Origin of the sequence: Paraburkholderia caledonica NBRC 102488, assembly GCF_000685095.1 — a bacterium.
Taxonomy (GTDB): domain Bacteria; phylum Pseudomonadota; class Gammaproteobacteria; order Burkholderiales; family Burkholderiaceae; genus Paraburkholderia; species Paraburkholderia caledonica.
Window position 1 is genome coordinate 16,558 of the sequence record NZ_BAYE01000008.1, and the last position, 16,947, is coordinate 33,504.

At 63.1% G+C, this 16,947-nt stretch carries 14 protein-coding genes and 1 riboswitch; of the genes, 8 read left to right on the top strand and 6 right to left on the bottom strand.

The annotated features are described in order from the left end of the window. Window positions 1–149: 149 nt before the first annotated feature. Window positions 150–938: a CbtA family protein gene (locus BCA01S_RS17670; RefSeq protein WP_027778040.1), complete on the bottom strand. Its 789-nt coding sequence runs from the start codon at window positions 936–938 to the stop codon at window positions 150–152. Window positions 939–949: 11 nt separating this feature from the next. Then, window positions 950–1,171, bottom strand: a complete 222-nt coding sequence (locus BCA01S_RS17675) for a CbtB domain-containing protein (RefSeq protein ID WP_027778041.1) — start codon at window positions 1,169–1,171, stop codon at window positions 950–952. A 51-nt stretch (window positions 1,172–1,222) separates the two neighbouring features. Beyond that, a riboswitch (adenosylcobalamin (AdoCbl) riboswitch) is annotated at window positions 1,223–1,309 on the bottom strand. A 78-nt stretch (window positions 1,310–1,387) separates the two neighbouring features. Here BCA01S_RS17675 and BCA01S_RS17680 point away from each other — a divergent pair. The 8 genes from BCA01S_RS17680 (at window position 1,388) to BCA01S_RS17715 (ending at window position 10,917) form a co-directional block, all read left to right on the top strand. Continuing rightward, window positions 1,388–1,978 (top strand): histidine phosphatase family protein, encoded by a 591-nt coding sequence (locus BCA01S_RS17680; RefSeq protein WP_027778042.1) that lies wholly within the window; start codon window positions 1,388–1,390, stop codon window positions 1,976–1,978. A 208-nt stretch (window positions 1,979–2,186) separates the two neighbouring features. Then, the gene (locus BCA01S_RS17685) at window positions 2,187–3,704 is read left to right on the top strand and encodes an ATPase domain-containing protein (RefSeq protein WP_027778043.1); all 1,518 of its coding nucleotides are present in this window, start codon (window positions 2,187–2,189) and stop codon (window positions 3,702–3,704) included. Window positions 3,705–3,708: 4 nt separating this feature from the next. Beyond that, window positions 3,709–5,367: an ATP-binding protein gene (locus tag BCA01S_RS17690; protein ID WP_027778044.1), complete on the top strand. Its 1,659-nt coding sequence runs from the start codon at window positions 3,709–3,711 to the stop codon at window positions 5,365–5,367. An 80-nt stretch (window positions 5,368–5,447) separates the two neighbouring features. Beyond that, window positions 5,448–5,993 carry a MarR family winged helix-turn-helix transcriptional regulator gene (locus BCA01S_RS17695; RefSeq protein WP_027778045.1) on the top strand — a complete coding sequence of 182 codons (546 nt, stop codon included), beginning with the start codon at window positions 5,448–5,450 and terminating at the stop codon, window positions 5,991–5,993. Window positions 5,994–5,999: 6 nt separating this feature from the next. Further along, window positions 6,000–8,102 carry an FUSC family protein gene (locus BCA01S_RS17700; RefSeq protein WP_027778046.1) on the top strand — a complete coding sequence of 701 codons (2,103 nt, stop codon included), beginning with the start codon at window positions 6,000–6,002 and terminating at the stop codon, window positions 8,100–8,102. 34 nt (window positions 8,103–8,136) lie between these two features. Then, window positions 8,137–8,346 carry a DUF1656 domain-containing protein gene (locus BCA01S_RS17705; protein ID WP_027778047.1) on the top strand — a complete coding sequence of 70 codons (210 nt, stop codon included), beginning with the start codon at window positions 8,137–8,139 and terminating at the stop codon, window positions 8,344–8,346. A 7-nt stretch (window positions 8,347–8,353) separates the two neighbouring features. After that, entirely contained in the window at window positions 8,354–9,313 is a 960-nt protein-coding gene (locus BCA01S_RS17710) for an efflux RND transporter periplasmic adaptor subunit (protein WP_027778048.1), read from the top strand. Next, the gene (locus BCA01S_RS17715; protein WP_244146046.1) at window positions 9,310–10,917 is read left to right on the top strand and encodes an efflux transporter outer membrane subunit; all 1,608 of its coding nucleotides are present in this window, start codon (window positions 9,310–9,312) and stop codon (window positions 10,915–10,917) included. Before BCA01S_RS17710 ends, BCA01S_RS17715 begins: the two co-directional genes overlap by 4 nt. A 222-nt stretch (window positions 10,918–11,139) precedes the next feature. On the opposite strand, the gene BCA01S_RS17725 is transcribed toward BCA01S_RS17715, so the two are convergent. The 4 genes from BCA01S_RS17725 to xylG all read right to left on the bottom strand — a co-directional run bounded on the left by BCA01S_RS17725 (window position 11,140) and on the right by xylG (window position 16,881). Next, window positions 11,140–11,598, bottom strand: coding sequence for a (2Fe-2S)-binding protein (locus BCA01S_RS17725; RefSeq protein ID WP_027778050.1), 459 nt, complete (start codon window positions 11,596–11,598; stop codon window positions 11,140–11,142). Window positions 11,599–11,612: 14 nt separating this feature from the next. Beyond that, on the bottom strand, window positions 11,613–13,880 hold the full coding sequence (locus BCA01S_RS17730) for a xanthine dehydrogenase family protein molybdopterin-binding subunit (RefSeq protein ID WP_027778051.1): 2,268 nt from the start codon (window positions 13,878–13,880) through the stop codon (window positions 11,613–11,615). A 245-nt stretch (window positions 13,881–14,125) separates the two neighbouring features. Next, entirely contained in the window at window positions 14,126–15,325 is a 1,200-nt protein-coding gene (locus BCA01S_RS17735) for a sugar ABC transporter permease (protein WP_027778052.1), read from the bottom strand. Beyond that, window positions 15,322–16,881, bottom strand: coding sequence for a D-xylose ABC transporter ATP-binding protein (gene xylG / locus BCA01S_RS17740; RefSeq protein ID WP_027778053.1), 1,560 nt, complete (start codon window positions 16,879–16,881; stop codon window positions 15,322–15,324). Before xylG ends, BCA01S_RS17735 begins: the two co-directional genes overlap by 4 nt. Window positions 16,882–16,947: the final 66 nt, after the last annotated feature.

The following is a 16,947-nucleotide window of genomic DNA, read 5'->3' on the forward strand; positions in this document are numbered from 1 at the left end:
GTTGAGCGTGCTCGCGATTGGCGGCGGTGACAGGGCCAAAAAATCACACCTATGATTTCCCGGCCCGTGTCATACCATCGCGCACGCTCAACGCCCACAGCCATGACCAGTCAATCAGCCAGCCGCTCAGCGCAAGCCGCCAAAAGACCTCAAGCCGACCCGGTCGCTGTCCGATTCCCGACACGCATGAACGAACTCCGCTCAACGATCGCGCCGAACAGCAGCCCAATCGTCGTCCACATGATCGCCTGCATGCCGAGTGCAGCCACACGGAATTTCCACAGCAGCGCCGCGGGAAACCCGGCCGGCGTTTCGTCGATCACGGGCATCGACATCTGCACGGCGGCAATGATGGCGATGAACACAAGTCCGGCCACGATCGAGCCGTTCCATGCACCGAGTTTCATCGCTGCGCGGCGACGGACCTTCAGCGAGAAAACCAGTGCAGTCAGCGAGATGGCGATCATCAGAAAAAACAGACCCGTGCGCGTTCCGAGCGTCTCCGGGTCGCCGACCGCCGGCGGGTTCGCCGGGTACTTGATGTTAGGAACGATCACCAGTGCGACGAAAGCGCCGAGCGCGAACCAAGCCGACAACGCACGCGCGCTCATCGCGCCCACTCGCCCGTACGCATAGGCAAACACCAGAGAGAACAGCCCGCCGAATGCCGCGCCGTAGGTCACCACGCCGGTCAGCAATCCCAATCCGGCTTGTGTATCGCGACTGACTAACTCCTGCTCATGCGCGTGCTCGTGCGCGTCCGCACCCGCACCCGCACTGGCGTGCTCATGCTCATGCACTCCACCGTTCCCAGCTTTCTCTTCGAAGGCAATCGCCTGATTGACCTGCGGCTCGCCCGCCACTCGCGCAAACGCGAACGTGAGCAGCCCCGCGGCGATGCCTGCAAGCATCCCGCGCAACAACAACTTACCGACCATGTTCTGCTCCGTTAGTGGCAGGGGAAGCCGAGCAGATGGCGGCCGTCGTGCACGAACTCATGCACGTACATGCCAGGCACTAAAGACGTGGCGCCCTGTTCCGCACCGACGAAATACAGCGCGAGCAACAGCAGCAATCCCCCGAACACGGCCCAAGGCAGCAGTTCACGCAACGGAATCGGCGTGGGCTGAATGGTGGGCTGGCCGGCGGTATCGAAAACAGCTTCAGTCATGATGGACATCTCCTGGGGTAGCGCGCCCCGTAGTCGATTGCAGAGGAATGATGCGAAGCTCAGGTCTGGCTTTCGGCTTGTGATGCCGATTACAGTGGCGCGACCGCGCCGGGCTTTCACCGGCTTCCGCGCTTCGCAGTGCGGCTATTCTACGCGCTAAACTTCCGCGCCAGCTATCACACGGCGACACGAGCGCATATTGACGGGAACTCAAAAATGAAGCTGCGGCTGTTACTGGTCAGCCACGCGCCGACCGCGGCCATGCGCGCGGGCCGCTTTCCCGCCGACGATCCGCTCGACGCTCGCGGCCTGGGCGAAGCGCAGGCTGCGCGAGCGCGCCGGTCGTTCGCGGACAATGCAAGCGCATTCGTCAGCCCCGCCGCCTGCGCGCGCGAAACGGCCTTGGCGCTCGGCTTCGCCGCGAAGGTGGACGCCGCGCTCTCGGATATCGACTACGGCAAGTGGCGCGGCCAACGCCTCAACGATCTCGCCGCGCAAACGCCCGACGCACTGGCAGCCTGGACGCGCGACCCCGACGCCACTCCTCACGGCGGCGAATCGTTCAGTCAAGCGGTAAAGCGGATCGGCAAGTGGCTCGACGCAATAGACGTTGCGCCAGATGGCGCATCGCACGCTGTTCACGATGTGGTCGCCGTGACGCATGCGCCGCTGGTCCGCGCGGCGATCGTCCATGTGTTGGGCACATCGCCAGAGGTGTTTTCGCGCATTGAAATCCCACCGCTTGCGGTCGTCGAACTGCAGCGCTCGCAACGACGGGGCTGGACATGGCGGCCGGCGTCGTCGTGACTCTGGGAACAGTCAAGGCTCATTTATCCGAGACCGACAGACGCCTCGCCTAGAGGCGCAGTGCCCACGCGAACTGACAAGGCGCTGACCACGCTTTTGTGCCGCCGCACACTGTCCAACTACTGTTCTTTCTCAACGGGCATGCAACTTGCATTCTGGCGATACCGGCTGACGGACCTGGCCAATTATTCAATGCTATAACCACGCTATGTCAAAAGACGCTGCCACTCACAAGCCCAACCGCCTTTGCTCAGGAATCGAGGGAATCGATGACATCCTGGGAGGCGGCCTCACCCCGCACCGCATGTACCTCGTCGAGGGTGCGCCGGGCACGGGTAAAACCACCCTGGCATTGCAATTTTTACTTCAGGGCGCTGAGGAAGGTCAGGCAGGTCTGTACATTACGCTGTCCGAGACGCGTTCGGAACTCATCTCGGTAGCTGATAGCCATGGCTGGGATTTGAGCCAGTTCCACATTTTGGAACTGCTCTCCGACGAAGGTCTGGATCCGCAATTCGAGCAGACAGTGCTGCATCCGGCCGAGGTCGAACTCGGCGAAACGGTGCGAAATGTCATCCAGCAAGTCGACGAGATCAAGCCTGTGCGGATCGTGCTCGACAGTCTGTCCGAGTTGCGTCTGCTGTCCCAGAACGCACTGCGCTACCGGCGGCAAATCCTCGCGTTGAAACGCTATTTCGCCACGCGCGCATGCACGGTCTTGCTGCTCGACGACAATACGTCCGACCCGGGCGACGTGCAACTGCACAGCATCGCTCACGGCGTGATCGCGCTCGACAACGTCGTGCACGACTACGGCGGCAATCGCCGGCGCCTGCGCATTGCCAAGATGCGCGGCATCAAGTTCCGCGAGGGATACCACGACTTCACGCTCGACACCGGCGGCATCCATGTCTATCCGCGCCTCGTCGCGGCTGAACATCACACGCAATTCGATACACATGTGGTGAGCACTGGCACTGCAGGCCTCGACGCGCTGCTTGGCGGCGGCCTGATACCCGGCACCAATGCACTGTTGATCGGCCCTTCGGGTGTCGGCAAAACCACCACCGTGGTTTCGTGCCTTATTGCGGCTCTCGAACGTGGCGAACGCTGCGTCTACTATGTCTTCGACGAAACGCTGGTCACCCTCGTCGCGCGTTGCGCCACGGTCGGCATGAATCTGCAGCCCTACGTCGACAATGGACTATTGACGCTGCGTCAGATCGATCCCGCCGAGATCTCGCCCGGCGAATTCGCGAGCGACGTTCGCACCTCCGTCGAGAAAAGAGGCGTGAAATATGTCGCGATCGACAGTCTCAACGCATACCTGCAAGCAATGCCAGGTGAGCGCTACCTGCTGTTGCAGATGCACGAATTGCTCGGGTATCTGAACCAGCAAGGCGTCATGACGATGCTCGTGCTGGGACAGCACGGGATTATCGGCGAGGTTCAGAGCGATATCGATATCAGCTACCTGAGCGACGTCGTCATTCTGTTCCGCTATTTCGAACACCACGGTGAAGTGCTGACCGCCGCGACGGCGGTAAAGAGCCGCGCTAGCGCCCATGAACGCTCGATCCGCCAGTTCCGGCTCACGAGCCACGGCGTCGAAGTGGGTGAAGCGCTGCGCGACTTCGAAGGCGTGCTTTCCGGCTTGCCGTCTTACCGCGGCGCCACGGCGCTACTTGGCTCGACGGAGCGTGTCATCGACACGTCGCGGCAGTAACGTCATGGAGCAACGGGTCCTGATTCTCGCGCCTTTTGGCCGCGACGCCGATGTCATTGCCGAGGTCCTGCACAAGGATCATCGTGTATGCGTGCCGTGCCGCGACGCGGACGCCCTCACCGAGGCCCTCGACGCTGGCGCGGGTAGCGCGCTTATCGCTGAAGAAGCACTCGCCGGCGAGCATGCGACGCGTCTGTTCCGTTGGCTGGAGCAGCAGCCGGCGTGGTCCGACTTTCCGTTCATTCTGCTCGCGGCCACGCGCGTGGGGCACCGGTCGGCGCACGGGATCGAAGTGCTGGAGCGCTTGGGGAACGTGGTCGTGCTCGAACGTCCGCTGAACTCCGAGACGTTGCGCCGAGCCGTAGCCTCGGCGCTGCGCGCCCGTGCGCGGCAGTATGAATCGCGCCGCCATCTGGCCGAGCGGATCGAAGCGCAGGAAGCGCTGGTGCAACTGAACGACTCGCTCGAAGGCCGCATCGCCGAACGTACGCACGAGCTCGCCTCAGCCAACAACCGGCTGATGATGGAGATTCATGAGCGCGCCAAAGTGCAGGCCGTGCTCGTGCAATCGCAGAAGATGGAAGCGCTCGGGCAGCTCACCGGCGGCATCGCACACGACTTCAACAATTTGCTGAACGTCATCATGGTCAACTCGGAACTGATCTCCCGGGTGAGCAGTGACGAGCGCATTCGCGGTATGGCGGCGACGGTCAAGCGCGCGACCGAACGCGGCGCGAAACTGACCGGCCAGTTGCTGACGTTCTCGCGCAATAGCAACCTCGACCTCAAGGCCGTCGACGTCGTCGCGTTGCTGCAAGGCATGCGCGACATCATCACCGTGTCGCTGGGATCGGGTATCAGCTACAGCAACGACTTCGAAAGCGATGAGATGTGGACGCAGGCCGACGCCAATCAGCTGGAACTGGCCGTGCTCAACCTGGCCATCAACGCGCGCGATGCAATGCCCGGCGGCGGCCAGCTCAGTGTCCGAGTGAAGCAGCGCACGGCGCCCGATCAGACGCTTGCCGAAGGCCGCTATGTCGTGATCGAGGTCACCGATACGGGCTCGGGCATACCGCCCGACATCGTGTCGCGCGTGTTCGATCCGTTCTTCACGACGAAGCCGATCGGCAAAGGCACGGGACTGGGCCTCAGCCAGGTGTACGGCATCGCGCGGCAAGCAGGCGGCACCGCGAGACTCTTCAGCGAGGAAGGCGCCGGTACGACGGTCGAGGTGTGGTTGCCGCTACGCGACCCCGTCGCGCCGCAGGCTGCGGAGGCGTCCAATATCGAAGCGAACGCCGTGGGCGAAAAGCGCGTGCTGGTGATCGAAGACGACAGCGAAGTACGCGCCATGCTCGTCGAGTCGCTGAAAATGCTCGGCTACCACGTGACGGAAGCCGCTGACGGGCGAGCCGGACTCAACCGCCTGCGGGACGACAACCCCGACCTGCTGATGGTCGACTTCGCGATGCCCGGCATGAACGGCATCGACGTGATCGCCGAGGCGCGCAAGATGCGCAGCGATTTGCCGGTGATTCTCGCAACCGGTTATGCCGACATCGACATTTCGGGTCTTGCGGTAGAACGCTGCACGATACTGCGCAAACCTTTTCAGCTCGACGATCTTGCGAGGACGATCCGGCTCGGACTGATCGCGTGACGCTCGTGCGTCGACATGCGCCGCTAAAAATTCCAATTCGATAGTTTGCTAACGATTGTTTTGGAAATACAATACCGGCCATGACGAATCTCGACGCCTTACGCCGCAAAGTGAGCAGCACACTCGTGATCGCTGCCAGAAAGTGGCGGCGCACGAGTCATGGCGTGCTGTCCGCGTTCAACGTCTCCGAGGCCTGCGCCACGCCGCTGCTCACCGCGAGCCGGCTCGGCGAGGCGGTTCGTCAGGTCACGCTGGCCGATTACATCGGCATCGAAGGACCTTCGCTCGTGCGCCTGCTAGACCAACTGTGTGCCGCGGGCCTGATGCGTCGCGACGAAGATCCCGAAGACCGCCGCGCCAAAACGGTGGTGCTGACAAGAGCGGGCCGCGCGGTGACCGAGAAAATGGAAGAAGAACTGGTCACACTGCGCGCGCAGGCGCTCAAGGGCGTTTCACGCAGCGATCTCGAAGCAACCTTGCGCGTGCTTGCCGCGTTCACAGCCGATTCCGCGGAAGAGTCCGAAAGCGCCAGCGCCGCGAAGGCAACGCGGTCCGCGAGCCCGGCCAAAAATCCGAGCCGCCCCAGCCGCACAACTGCGCCACGCAACGTCAACAGATCGGCGTAACGCGTCATGATCTACCCCTCCGTTCGCGACTGGCTGTTCTCGGTCAAGACGTTTGCCGCCGCGATGATCGCGCTGTACATCGGTCTGGCGCTCCAGTTACCACGGCCTTACTGGGCAATGGCGACCGTCTATATCGTGTCGAATCCGTTCGTCGGCGCGACGCGTTCAAAGGCGATCTATCGCGCGCTCGGCACCGCACTCGGCGCGTCGGCGGCTGTACTGCTCGTGCCGCCTTTCGTCGAATCTCCGTACCTGTTCAGCGTGATTCTCGCGCTATGGGTCGGCACGCTGCTCTATCTCGCCGTATCGGACCGGACTGCGCGCAGCTACGTGTTCCTGCTCGCGAGCTACACGATGCCGATCATCGCGCTGCCCGCGGTCACGAATCCGGCCGGCGTGTTCGATCTTGCCGTTAGCCGCACAGAAGAGATCACCCTCGGCATTGTCTGCGCGAGCATCGTGGGCAGCGTGCTGTTTCCGAGCCGGCTCGCGCCGACCATCATCGAACGGACCGACGCATGGTTTCGCGACGCCGCGTTCTACGCCACCGAAACGCTGTCGGGCCGCATCGCGGGCGCGGCGATTTCCGGCGCGCGGCAGCGGCTCGCGACCACCATCAACGGCCTGGAATTGCTGTTGAGCCAACTGGCCTACGACCACACACGCCCCGACATCCTCACACGCGCGCAGGAACTTCGTGGACGCATGCAACTGCTGCTACCTATCATGTCGTCGCTCGCCGATCCGCTGCTCGCGCTGTACAACAGTGGTAGCCATAAGTGGCCGGACGGTCTGGAGGCGCTGCTCGCCGACGTCATCAAGTGGTTCAACGCGCCTCTGCCGGCAGCCAGCGCGGGCAATCATCCGGACGCCGCCGCAGATGCGCTGCGTGAGCGCATTGCAGCGATGCAGCCGCCGCCCGCCGCGCTCGCGACATGGGACGGCGCACTGCTGTCCAATGCGTTATGGCGCATGACGCAGGTCATCGACGTATGGCAGGACTGCCGCTCTCTGCGCATCATCATCACGCGTGAAGAGGGCTCATGGCGGCCTCGTTTTCGTCATTGGCGGCTCGGTGGCACCGAGCGCTTCTACGATCGCGGCATGATGTTGTTCTCTACCGGCTCGGCGGCGGCGGCCGTCATTCTCGCGTGCAGTCTGTGGATCGGCTCGGGTTGGGCAGACGGCGCCAGCGCCGTGACACTTGCCGCGGTAGCCTGCTGCTTTTTTGCCGCGCTCGACGAACCCGCGCCAATGGTCTTCCGCTTTTTTGTCGCTACAGCTGTCGCCGTGGTGGCGGCAGGCGTCTATCTGTTCGCGGTACTGCCGCACGTGCATGACTTTCCGATGCTGGTGGTCCTGTTCGCCGCGCCGTTCATTCTCGTGGGCACGCTGATTCCGCGCCCGCAGTTCAACCTGGCCACGGTGCTCGTCGCCGTGAACACCGCCACGTTCATCAGCATTCAGGACGCGTACGACGCCAACTTTCTGACCTTCCTGAACAGCAATCTCGCGGGCCTCGCGGGGCTGCTGTATGCGTATCTGTGGACGCGAGTCACGCGCCCGTTCGGCGCTGAACTTGCCGCAGCGCGCCTGTTGCGTTCGAGTTGGACCGACGTCGCGTTGACCGCGTCCACGCGGACAATTGAAGACCCGCGCAATCACGCGGCCCGCATGCTCGACCGTTTGATGCAATTGATCCCGCGGCTTGCGGCGACCGACGACCATCGTCATCCTTCCATCGAAAGCTTTCGCGACCTGCGCATTGCGTTCAATGCACTCGATCTGCGACGTCTCACGCGCAAGCTCGGCGGCGAAGCGCCGGCCGCGATCGACCACGCGCTCGACGGCGTGCGCGCCTATTATGAAAACTGCGTGAACCGTCGCTCGCGCGAACCGGTGCCGGACAGCCTGATGTCGTCGATCGATTCGGCTGTTGCGCGCGTCATTTCACAAGGACTCGCCAATGCCGGCGCGCCGGGCGCGAACTCGCAGGCTCCGGCACGTCATTTGCGCGAAGCGCTGCATGCGCTTGTCGGCTTGCGTCTTTCGCTATTTCCGGCCACGCTGCAAACACCCACGCCGCCCGCAGCGGAGGCGAACGCGTAATGCCGCCGCTCAACACCTCTGCTCCCTTCCCGCGATGATCGGTGAAATAGATATCTTCGGCGTGTTCGTGCCGGCCGTGCTCGTGCTGATGCTGGTCGCCTATCTGATCAACCTCGCCATTCGCACGGCGCTCGCGCGCGTCGGCTTTTACCGCTTCGTGTGGCATCGCTCCATTTTCGACCTCGGCATCTATGTGCTGGTGCTGGGCGTTGTCGTCGTCGTTTCGCACAGACTCGTTTCGTGAAATCAACGTGAAAAAAACCTGGTTCTCCGTCGGTCAGATCGTGCTGACCCTGATCGTCGTCGTGGCCGCGGCACTCGTGCTGTGGAAGCTGGTCGACTACTACATGTTCGCGCCGTGGACCCGCGACGGGCACGTGCGCGCCGACGTGATCCAGGTCGCGCCAGACGTGTCGGGGCTGATCTCATCGGTTCAAGTGGTGGACAACCAGCAGGTCAGGCAAGGCCAGGTGCTGTTCGTCATCGACCAGGCGCGTTACACGCTCGCGCTGCGTCAGGCCCAGGCCACCGCGCAGCAACGCCGCGCCACGCTCGATCAGGCGCGCCGCGAGGACGTGCGCAATCGAAAACTCGGCAATCTGGTCGCCGCCGAAGTCGCGGAAGAAAGCCGCTCGCGCGTGGACCAGGCGGAAGCGGCGCTCGCGGACGCCAACGTCGCAATCGACACCGCAAAACTGAACCTGCAACGCGCGACGATCATGAGCCCAGTGGACGGTTACCTGAACGACCGCGCGCCGCGTGCCGGCGAATTCGTTGCTGCCGGGCGGGCGGTGCTTTCGGTGGTCGATATGCATTCGTTTCGTGTCGACGGCTACTTCGAGGAAACCAAGCTGGGCGGTATCAACATCGGCCAGCCGGTTGATATCAACGTGATGGGCGAGCCGCATTTGCTGCGCGGACACGTGCAAAGCATCGTCGCGGGCATTGAGGATCGCGACCGCACGCAAGGCTCCAATCTGCTGCCGAATGTGAATCCCGCCTTCAGCTGGGTGCGGCTCGCGCAGCGCATTCCGGTGCGTGTCGCGCTCGATGAAGTGCCCGCCGATTTCCGCATGATCGCCGGGCGCACCGCTACGGTGTCGGTGCGCGACCTGGCGAATGCGCGCGCTTCGCATGCCGCAGGAGTTTCGAGCGCATCCGCTGCGCCGCCTGCGAGTGCTGCGGCCACCGCTTCGGGCGCCTCGCAATGAAACTGCCGCGCACCGTGCCGTTTTTGCGTTCGCTCGGGCTGCCTCGACCGCAATTGCAACTGCAACGCCAACTGCGACTATTGCCGCTGTTGCCGCTGCTGCCGCTGCTGCCGCTGCTGCCGCTGCTGCCTTTGACGGCGGCGCTCAATGGCTGCATGAACGTCGGCCCCAACTACTCGCTGCCGAAAGACGCACTCGTCAACGCGCCGCTCGCGAATGCGCAGATCGAAGGCGCGGACGCAACGCTCACCTCGCGCGGCAACGTACCGGCTGTGTGGTGGAAACTGTACGACGACCCCGTGCTGAACGGTCTCGTCGACGAAGCGCTTCAATCGAATACCGACTTGCGCGTGGCCGCCGCCAATCTCGCGCGCTCGCGCGAGGCGCTGGGCGTCGCGCAGGCGCAGGGCGGGTTTTCCGGCAAGGCGTCGGCGGTGATCGAACGCGCGCAGGAATCGGCCGAACAATACTTGCTGACTGAAAAACTGCCGGTCGTGAATGAAGGCGACATCGGCATCAGCGTTGCGTACGAAATCGATCTGTTCGGCAAACTTCGGCGCGGCGTGGAAGCGGCGCAAGCCGACGCCGAGGCCGTGCAGGCCGCGGCCGATCTCGCGCGAATCACGGTGGTCGCGGACGTGGTGCGCGCCTACGTCGAACAATGCTCGGCGGCCGAGGAACTGAAGATCGCGCAGCAGTCACTCGCATTGCAGAGACAACGCGTGGATGTATCGCGCCGTCTGCGCGATGCCGGCCGTGGCAATCAAACAGAAGTCACGCGCGGCCAGACGCAGGTCGATACGTTGTTCGCGGATATTCCGCGCTACACCGCGCGCCGCAAGATTGCGCAGTACCGGCTCGCGGCTTTGCTCGCGCGTGCGCCGTCGGACCTGCCGCTCGCCGTTCTCGCTTGCGAAAAGCTGCCGCAGATCAGTCAGCCGATTCCGGTGGGCGACGGCGCCGCGCTGCTCAAGCGTCGACCCGACGTGCGCGAGGCCGAGCGTCAGCTAGCGGCATCCACGGCGCGCATCGGCGTGGCCACCGGCGCGCTGTATCCGACTGTGAGCATCGGCGCATCGGCGGGCTTGACGGGCGTTCTGGAAGACCTCGGCACTTCGCCGACCGCGCGCTGGGGTTTCGGTCCACTGATCAGCTGGACGTTCCCGGCGAACGGTGCGCGTGGCCGCGTACGGGAAGCGCAGGCGTCGAGTCAGGTCGCGCTCGCGCGCTTCGACGGCGTCGTGCTGACCGCATTGCGCGAAACCGAAACGAGCCTCGCCACGTATGCCTCCGACTACGCCCGCGCTGACGCATTGCGCGCCGCGCTGAAGTCGGCGACGCAATCCGCTGACGAAACGCATCGGCTCTATCGCGCGGGCCGCGAGTCGTTCATCTCGGATCTGGACGCTACCCGCACGCTAACGTCGACGAAATCTCAGGTGGCCGTCGCGGAAGGCCAGGTGGCTATCGACCAGGTCAATCTGTTCCTTGCTCTCGGCGGCGGTTGGGAGGAGACACCGGCAGCGGCACCGCATGTGCCGACATCATCGGGGGCGACGCCCGTCAGATCACAGCAGGCAACCCCGGTGACCAAGGCTCCGTAATACCGACGCGCAAGCTTACGATTTATTTTTGGCGACATTTCTTTTGCCTTTCAATTGCGGTTAAATACGTGCCACCAACCACAACACGTTACGAGGCCAAGCTATGTCGTCGTTCATGAAAAGCGCAGCAGCACTGGGCGGATGCATTGGTATCTTCACGGCCGTCGTGGCCGTGGTCGAGTTGCTGGCAGGCTAACTCCATCGCCCGCGAAGCGCCGGCTATTACGCCGGCCGGCGCTTCGCCGCTTCGTGAATCGCGGCGCGCACTCGGGGATACGTGCCACAGCGACATACGATGTTGCTCATTGCCGCGTCAATGTCGGCGTCAGTCGGGTGCGGCTTCTGTTTTAACAACGCGCAGGCGGCCATCAATTGCGCACTTTGGCAATAGCCGCACTGCACCACATCGAGATCAATCCAGGCGGCCTTCAACGCTTGCGCCTCGGCGCCTTGCATCCCTTCAATGGTCGTTATCTTCTGTGTATTCAGGGTCGACATGGTTGTCTGACACGACAGGCACGGCTTGTCGTTCAGGTGCACCGTGCACGCCCCGCAAATGCCGACGCCACAGCCGAACTTGGTGCCGGTCATGCCGAGTTCGCAACGCAGCACCCACAATAGCGGCATATCGGGTTCCGCTTGCACTGCCACCGCGCGGCCGTTGATGTTCAGCGATCGCATGCGTGTCTCCCGCTTTACGTGAGCTTTAAGGGCAATGTGCGCAGCCGCTTGCCGGTCAGCGCGAACACCGCATTTGCCACGGCGGGCGCGACCGGCGGCACACCCGGTTCGCCGACACCCTGCGGATGCAGGCGACTCGGCATGATGTCGGTTTCGATCACCGGGCAATCGTTGATCCGCACCACCGGAAAGTCGACGAAGTTCTTCTGTTCCACCTGCCCATTCACAATCGTGATCTCGTCCTGCAATGCGGCGGAGAGACCGAATACGATTCCGCTCTCCATCTGCTGACGGATCAGATTGGGGTTCACAGGCAAGCCGCAATCGATCACACACACCACGCGATGCACGCGGATTCGCCCGCGCGGCCCGATCGATACTTCCGCGACTTGCGCCACCACACTGCCGAACGCTTCGTGAAGCGCGACGCCGCGCGCACGCGGCGCGCCATCGGCGGCATGGGTCAACGGCTCGTGCCACTCCGACAGCGCGGCCACTCGCTGCAGCACCGCCAGATGCCTCGGGTGCTGCGCCAGTAGCGCAGCGCGAAACGCCACGGGATCCTGGCCCGCGGCGGCAGCGAGTTCGTCGGTGAAGCTTTCGGTGAAGAAGGCCTGATGCGAGTGTCCGACCGAGCGCCAGAAGCCGACCGGCACCGGCAACTCCACGATCTTGTGCGCCACTCGCACTACGGGCCACTCGTATGGCTGATCGAATGCGCCTTCAGAAGTGGTTTTGTCGATCGGAATGCGCGGCACGCCGTAATAGCGCGAGAGCGCTTCGGGCACGATCGCCTGACTCGCGGATGCGCTGTGCCACACAATCAGTTTGCCGTTGTTGTCGAGCCCGCCCCTCAACCGGGCTACGCATGCCGGCCTATAGAAATCATGCGTGAAGTCTTGCGTGCGCGACCACAACGTTTGAACCGGATGGCCGTCCGCCTCGCGCGCAATCACCGCGGCCTGTGCAATGTAATCGAGTTCGAGGCGCCGCCCGAACGCGCCGCCGAGCAACTGCGCATGCACGGTGACCTTGTCGTCGTCGATATGCAAAACCTTGGCTACGTGATGTCGCGCGAGCGCCGGCACTTGCGTCGACACCCATACGGTCGCCGCGCCGTCCGCGACCTGCACCGTGCAATTGAGCGGTTCGACTGCGCCGTGCGCGAGATACGGCGCGTGATATTCGGCGCTGACGGTATGTGCCGCGCGGCTCAACGCGTCGTTAATGTCGCCGCGATGGTAGTACGCGTGGCCGTCGCCGTCGTCGAGTGCGAGCGCGAGGCGGTGCTCCACTTCCGCGCTCGAGAGCGATGCCGCGGCGCCGTGCTGCCACGTTACGTTGATGGCGTCGACCGCGTTCATCGCGCGAAACGGGTTGTTTGCAATCACCGCAACGCCGCCCGTGCCGCCGTTGTACGGCGGGAAGGGGAGCGCCTTGATGCAGCCCGGCATTTTCGCCGCCGATGCGGCGTCGAAGCTCGCGACCGTGCCGCCGAGCGTGGGACACATTACGACGCTCGCGTAGAGCAGGCCGTCGGGCAACGCGTCAATGCCGAAACGCGCGGTGCCGTTCAGCTTCGAAGCGGCCTCGATACGAGGCAGCGGCTTGCCAATCAGCCTGAAACCAGCAGGGTCTTTCAACGCGACCTTGTCGGGCAAAGCTTGCTGAGCCGCCATCGACGACAACTCGCCAAAACTCGCCTTACGACCCGACCGATGACTCACGTAGCCGCCCTGCGCGGCACACTCGCCGGCCGGCACGTGCCATTGCGCCGCCGCAGCCGCGATCAGCATCGCGCGCGCCGATGCGCCCGCTTCGCGCATCGGCGTCCACAGGTCGTTAATGCTCGATGATCCGCCCGTCATCATCGTGCCGGCCTCGCGCATCAGTTTGCGCGTGTACCAGACGATCGTGCGCTTCGTGACGCTGTCGTGATCGGGACGAAACGGCAGATCGTCAATGACGCTTTGCACGCTGTTGTAGATGTTGTCGATCGGCGCGTCTTCGACTCGCACGCGCGACCAGTCGGCGTCCAGTTCTTCCGCGAGGATCATCGCGAGGCCGGTATGGATGCCCTGCCCCATTTCCGCTTTGCACATCATGATCGTGACGGTATTGTCCGACGCGATCTTGACCCAGCCGTTGAGCGCCGCTTGCGTGCCCTCGACGGGCAGGGGCGCGGCCGTGGTGAGGCGTTGCCGCACGGGCAGCACAGACCAGCCGACCAGCAACGCGCCGAATGCACCCGCGCCGCCAACAAGGAAGGTTCTGCGCTTCATGACGATTGCCTATCCGCTTGCCGCCGGTAACAAGCTGTGAAGGCGCCACTTCGCGCCCTGCGTTCCCCGCAATAGTAGTAAGACGGGGGAGCGGGCGCGAACTTAAATTCGTCGGATCAAGCGATGGAGGCGCCGATTCGTGGCTTTCGTCCAAAGCGCGGGGTTGGCCGGGAGTCGTGGGGTGCTTCATTAATTGTGGATGACCGGTGGTGACTTGGGGCGTGGCCGCCCCATAGCCAACCACCTTACCGCCTGTTCGAGCCCGACACCACGTCGATCCAGACGGCCAGCACGAGAATGCTACCTTTCACGATCATCTGCCAATAGGCGTCGACATCGAGCATCGACATGCCGTTGTCGAGGCTTGCCATCACGAGCGCGCCGATCAATGCGCCGTACACGGTGCCGGAACCGCCGCGCATCGACGTGCCGCCGATAAAGCACGCCGCAATCGCGTCGAGTTCGCCCATCGAGCCCGCCGATGGCGAACCTGCTGCCAGCCGCGCCGTATTCACAATCCCCGCGAACGCGCACATCAGGCCCATCAACGCGAAAATGGCGAGCTTCACGCGATTCGTGTTGACGCCGGAAAGACGCGTCGCTTCGAGGTTCGATCCGACGGCGTAGATGCGTCGCCCGAACACGGTCTGCGTGGCAATCCACGTAAAAATGCCGAGTAACGCAAGCAGCAACAGAACGGGCACCGGGATGCCGCCATAACGATCGAGCGTCGCAACGAAGCCCGCCAGGATCACACCTGCGCCGATCACCTTCGCGACGTCCTGCCAGACCGGCACCACGCTCAACTGGTAGCGCTCGCGATTGCGGCGCTGACGTAGGGTCAGAAACGCGAGCAGTACGAACAACACAACGGCGAGCGTATCGCCCGCGAGCGTCGGCAAATAGCCTTGCCCGACGAACACGAAACCGTCGGACACCGGCGCGATGGTCGAGCCGCCCGTCACGCCGAGCAGAATGCCGCGATAGGCGAGCATGCCGCCCAGGCCGACAATGAACGAAGGTACGCGCCGGTATGTGGACCACCATCCGTTGAACACGCCGACGAGCACGCCGAGCAGCATCACCACCGGCAACGTGACGCCTATCGGCCAATGGCGGTTCACGTCGAGTATCGCGGCTACGCCGCCGAGCAAACCGAGCAGCGAACCGACCGACAGATCGATCTCACCCGCAATGATCACGAAGACCATGCCGCATGCGAGCATGCCGGTAATCGACATTTGCCGCAGCAGGTTCGACAGATTGCGCGGCGTCACGAATGCGCCATGCGTTAGAACCGAGAAGAAAATCCAGATCGCGGCCACGGCGATCAGCAACGCGAGAATCTTGTAACGCGCGAACAGTTGCTGGATACGCTGTGAGCCGCCGAATGCGCCTCGCGGCGCGGTATCGTCGGCGCGTTGTGAAGTAACGTCGGGCGTCATGCGGCACTCGCTGCGGTTGGGTTCGGGACTCGCTGCACGGGACGGATAGCGGCGCTGAGAATGTCTTCCTGCGTGAGGCCGTCGTTGACGAAATCGCCACGCAATTCGCCCTCGCCGATCACCAGCACACGATCGCTGATGCCGAGTACTTCCGGCAATTCGGACGACACCATCACGATCGACATGCCGCGCTGCGCCAGTTGAAAGATGAGTTTGTAGATTTCGAATTTAGCGCCAACATCGACCCCGCGCGTGGGTTCGTCGAGGATCAGTACTTTCGGGTCGGTCAATAGCATTCGCGTGAGTACCGCCTTTTGCTGATTGCCGCCCGAAAGACTCGCGATGGACAACATCGGATGCGCGGCGCGCACGGAGAGTCGCTTCATTTCCGTGTGAATCGTGTCGAGTTCGGCGGCCGAATCGATACGTCCTCCAGAAGAAAAGCGCTGCAGAACCGCGAGCGTAATGTTATGGCCGACACTTAGACCAGGCACGATGCCATGCCGCTTGCGGTCTTCAGGCACCATGCCGATGCCCGCGCGAATCGAGTCGATCGGCGCGCGAATCTTTACGGTCTTGCCTTCCACTACAACCGTCGCCTCGCTCACGCCAGGATAAGCGCCGAAGATCGCCTGCATCAATTCCGTGCGACCAGCGCCGACCAGACCTGCCACGCCGAGAATCTCGCCGCGCCGCAATGCGAACGACACATCGCTTACGCGCTTGCGGCGCGGATTCGTTACGTCGAAACAGGTTACGTTGCGCGCTTCGAAAATGACGTCGCCGATCGGATGCGGTTCGCGGGGGAACAGGTTCTTGATCTCGCGGCCGACCATCAACGAAATAATGCGGTCCGTGGTAAGCGCGTGCATTGGTTCGGTGGCGACATGCCGTCCGTCGCGAATCACGCTAATCGTGTCGCAAACCGCGGCGACCTCGTCGAGCTTGTGCGAGATGTAGACGCAGGCCACGCCGCGCCGCTTCAGATCGCGCACGATGTCGAGCAAAATCGCAATCTCGGACGAGGTTAGCGAAGAGGACGGTTCATCGAGAATCAGCAGTTTCGCCTGCTTGTTCAGCGCCTTGGCAATCTCTATCAACTGCTGATGGCCGCCGCCATAATTCATGACGGGTTGCGCCGCGTTTATTCCGCTAATGCCGAGTTCGCGCAGCAATTCGTCAGCGCGCTGGTACATTGCCGCGTAGTTCATGCGGCCGCCCGGCAGGGTGATTTCATTGCCGAGAAAGATGTTCTCCGCCACCGACAACTCGGGCACCAGCATCAACTCCTGGTGAATGATGATAATGCCCGCTCGCTCGGTGTCGCGTATGCTCGTTGCCTTGAGCGGCTTGCCTTCCCAGGTTATTTCGCCATCCCAGGTACCGTGCGGATACACGCCGGACAGTACCTTCATCAGCGTGGATTTGCCTGCGCCGTTCTCGCCGCACAAGCCGACGCACTCGCCCGGCGAGACCGTCAGGTCAATGCCGTCGAGTGCTTTCACACCTGAAAACGCTTTGACGATGCCGCGCATCGTCAGTAACGGTTGCGTCATTCGCTATGCCTCGCTGCAGGGCGCGCGTTCATGCCGATACGCTGCTGCATGTATCGACATGAACCG

Coding starts and splice junctions, on each gene's coding strand:
- BCA01S_RS17730 (WP_027778051.1), bottom strand. CDS start 13,880: ATGAAGCGCAGAACCTTCCTTGTTGGCGGCGCGGGTGCATTCGGCGCG.
- BCA01S_RS17680 (WP_027778042.1), top strand. CDS start 1,388: ATGAAGCTGCGGCTGTTACTGGTCAGCCACGCGCCGACCGCGGCCATG.
- BCA01S_RS17705 (WP_027778047.1), top strand. CDS start 8,137: ATGATCGGTGAAATAGATATCTTCGGCGTGTTCGTGCCGGCCGTGCTC.
- BCA01S_RS17695 (WP_027778045.1), top strand. CDS start 5,448: ATGACGAATCTCGACGCCTTACGCCGCAAAGTGAGCAGCACACTCGTG.
- BCA01S_RS17700 (WP_027778046.1), top strand. CDS start 6,000: ATGATCTACCCCTCCGTTCGCGACTGGCTGTTCTCGGTCAAGACGTTT.
- BCA01S_RS17670 (WP_027778040.1), bottom strand. CDS start 938: ATGGTCGGTAAGTTGTTGTTGCGCGGGATGCTTGCAGGCATCGCCGCG.
- BCA01S_RS17735 (WP_027778052.1), bottom strand. CDS start 15,325: ATGACGCCCGACGTTACTTCACAACGCGCCGACGATACCGCGCCGCGA.
- BCA01S_RS17675 (WP_027778041.1), bottom strand. CDS start 1,171: ATGACTGAAGCTGTTTTCGATACCGCCGGCCAGCCCACCATTCAGCCC.
- BCA01S_RS17715 (WP_244146046.1), top strand. CDS start 9,310: ATGAAACTGCCGCGCACCGTGCCGTTTTTGCGTTCGCTCGGGCTGCCT.
- BCA01S_RS17685 (WP_027778043.1), top strand. CDS start 2,187: ATGTCAAAAGACGCTGCCACTCACAAGCCCAACCGCCTTTGCTCAGGA.
- BCA01S_RS17725 (WP_027778050.1), bottom strand. CDS start 11,598: ATGCGATCGCTGAACATCAACGGCCGCGCGGTGGCAGTGCAAGCGGAA.
- BCA01S_RS17690 (WP_027778044.1), top strand. CDS start 3,709: ATGGAGCAACGGGTCCTGATTCTCGCGCCTTTTGGCCGCGACGCCGAT.
- xylG (WP_027778053.1), bottom strand. CDS start 16,881: ATGACGCAACCGTTACTGACGATGCGCGGCATCGTCAAAGCGTTTTCA.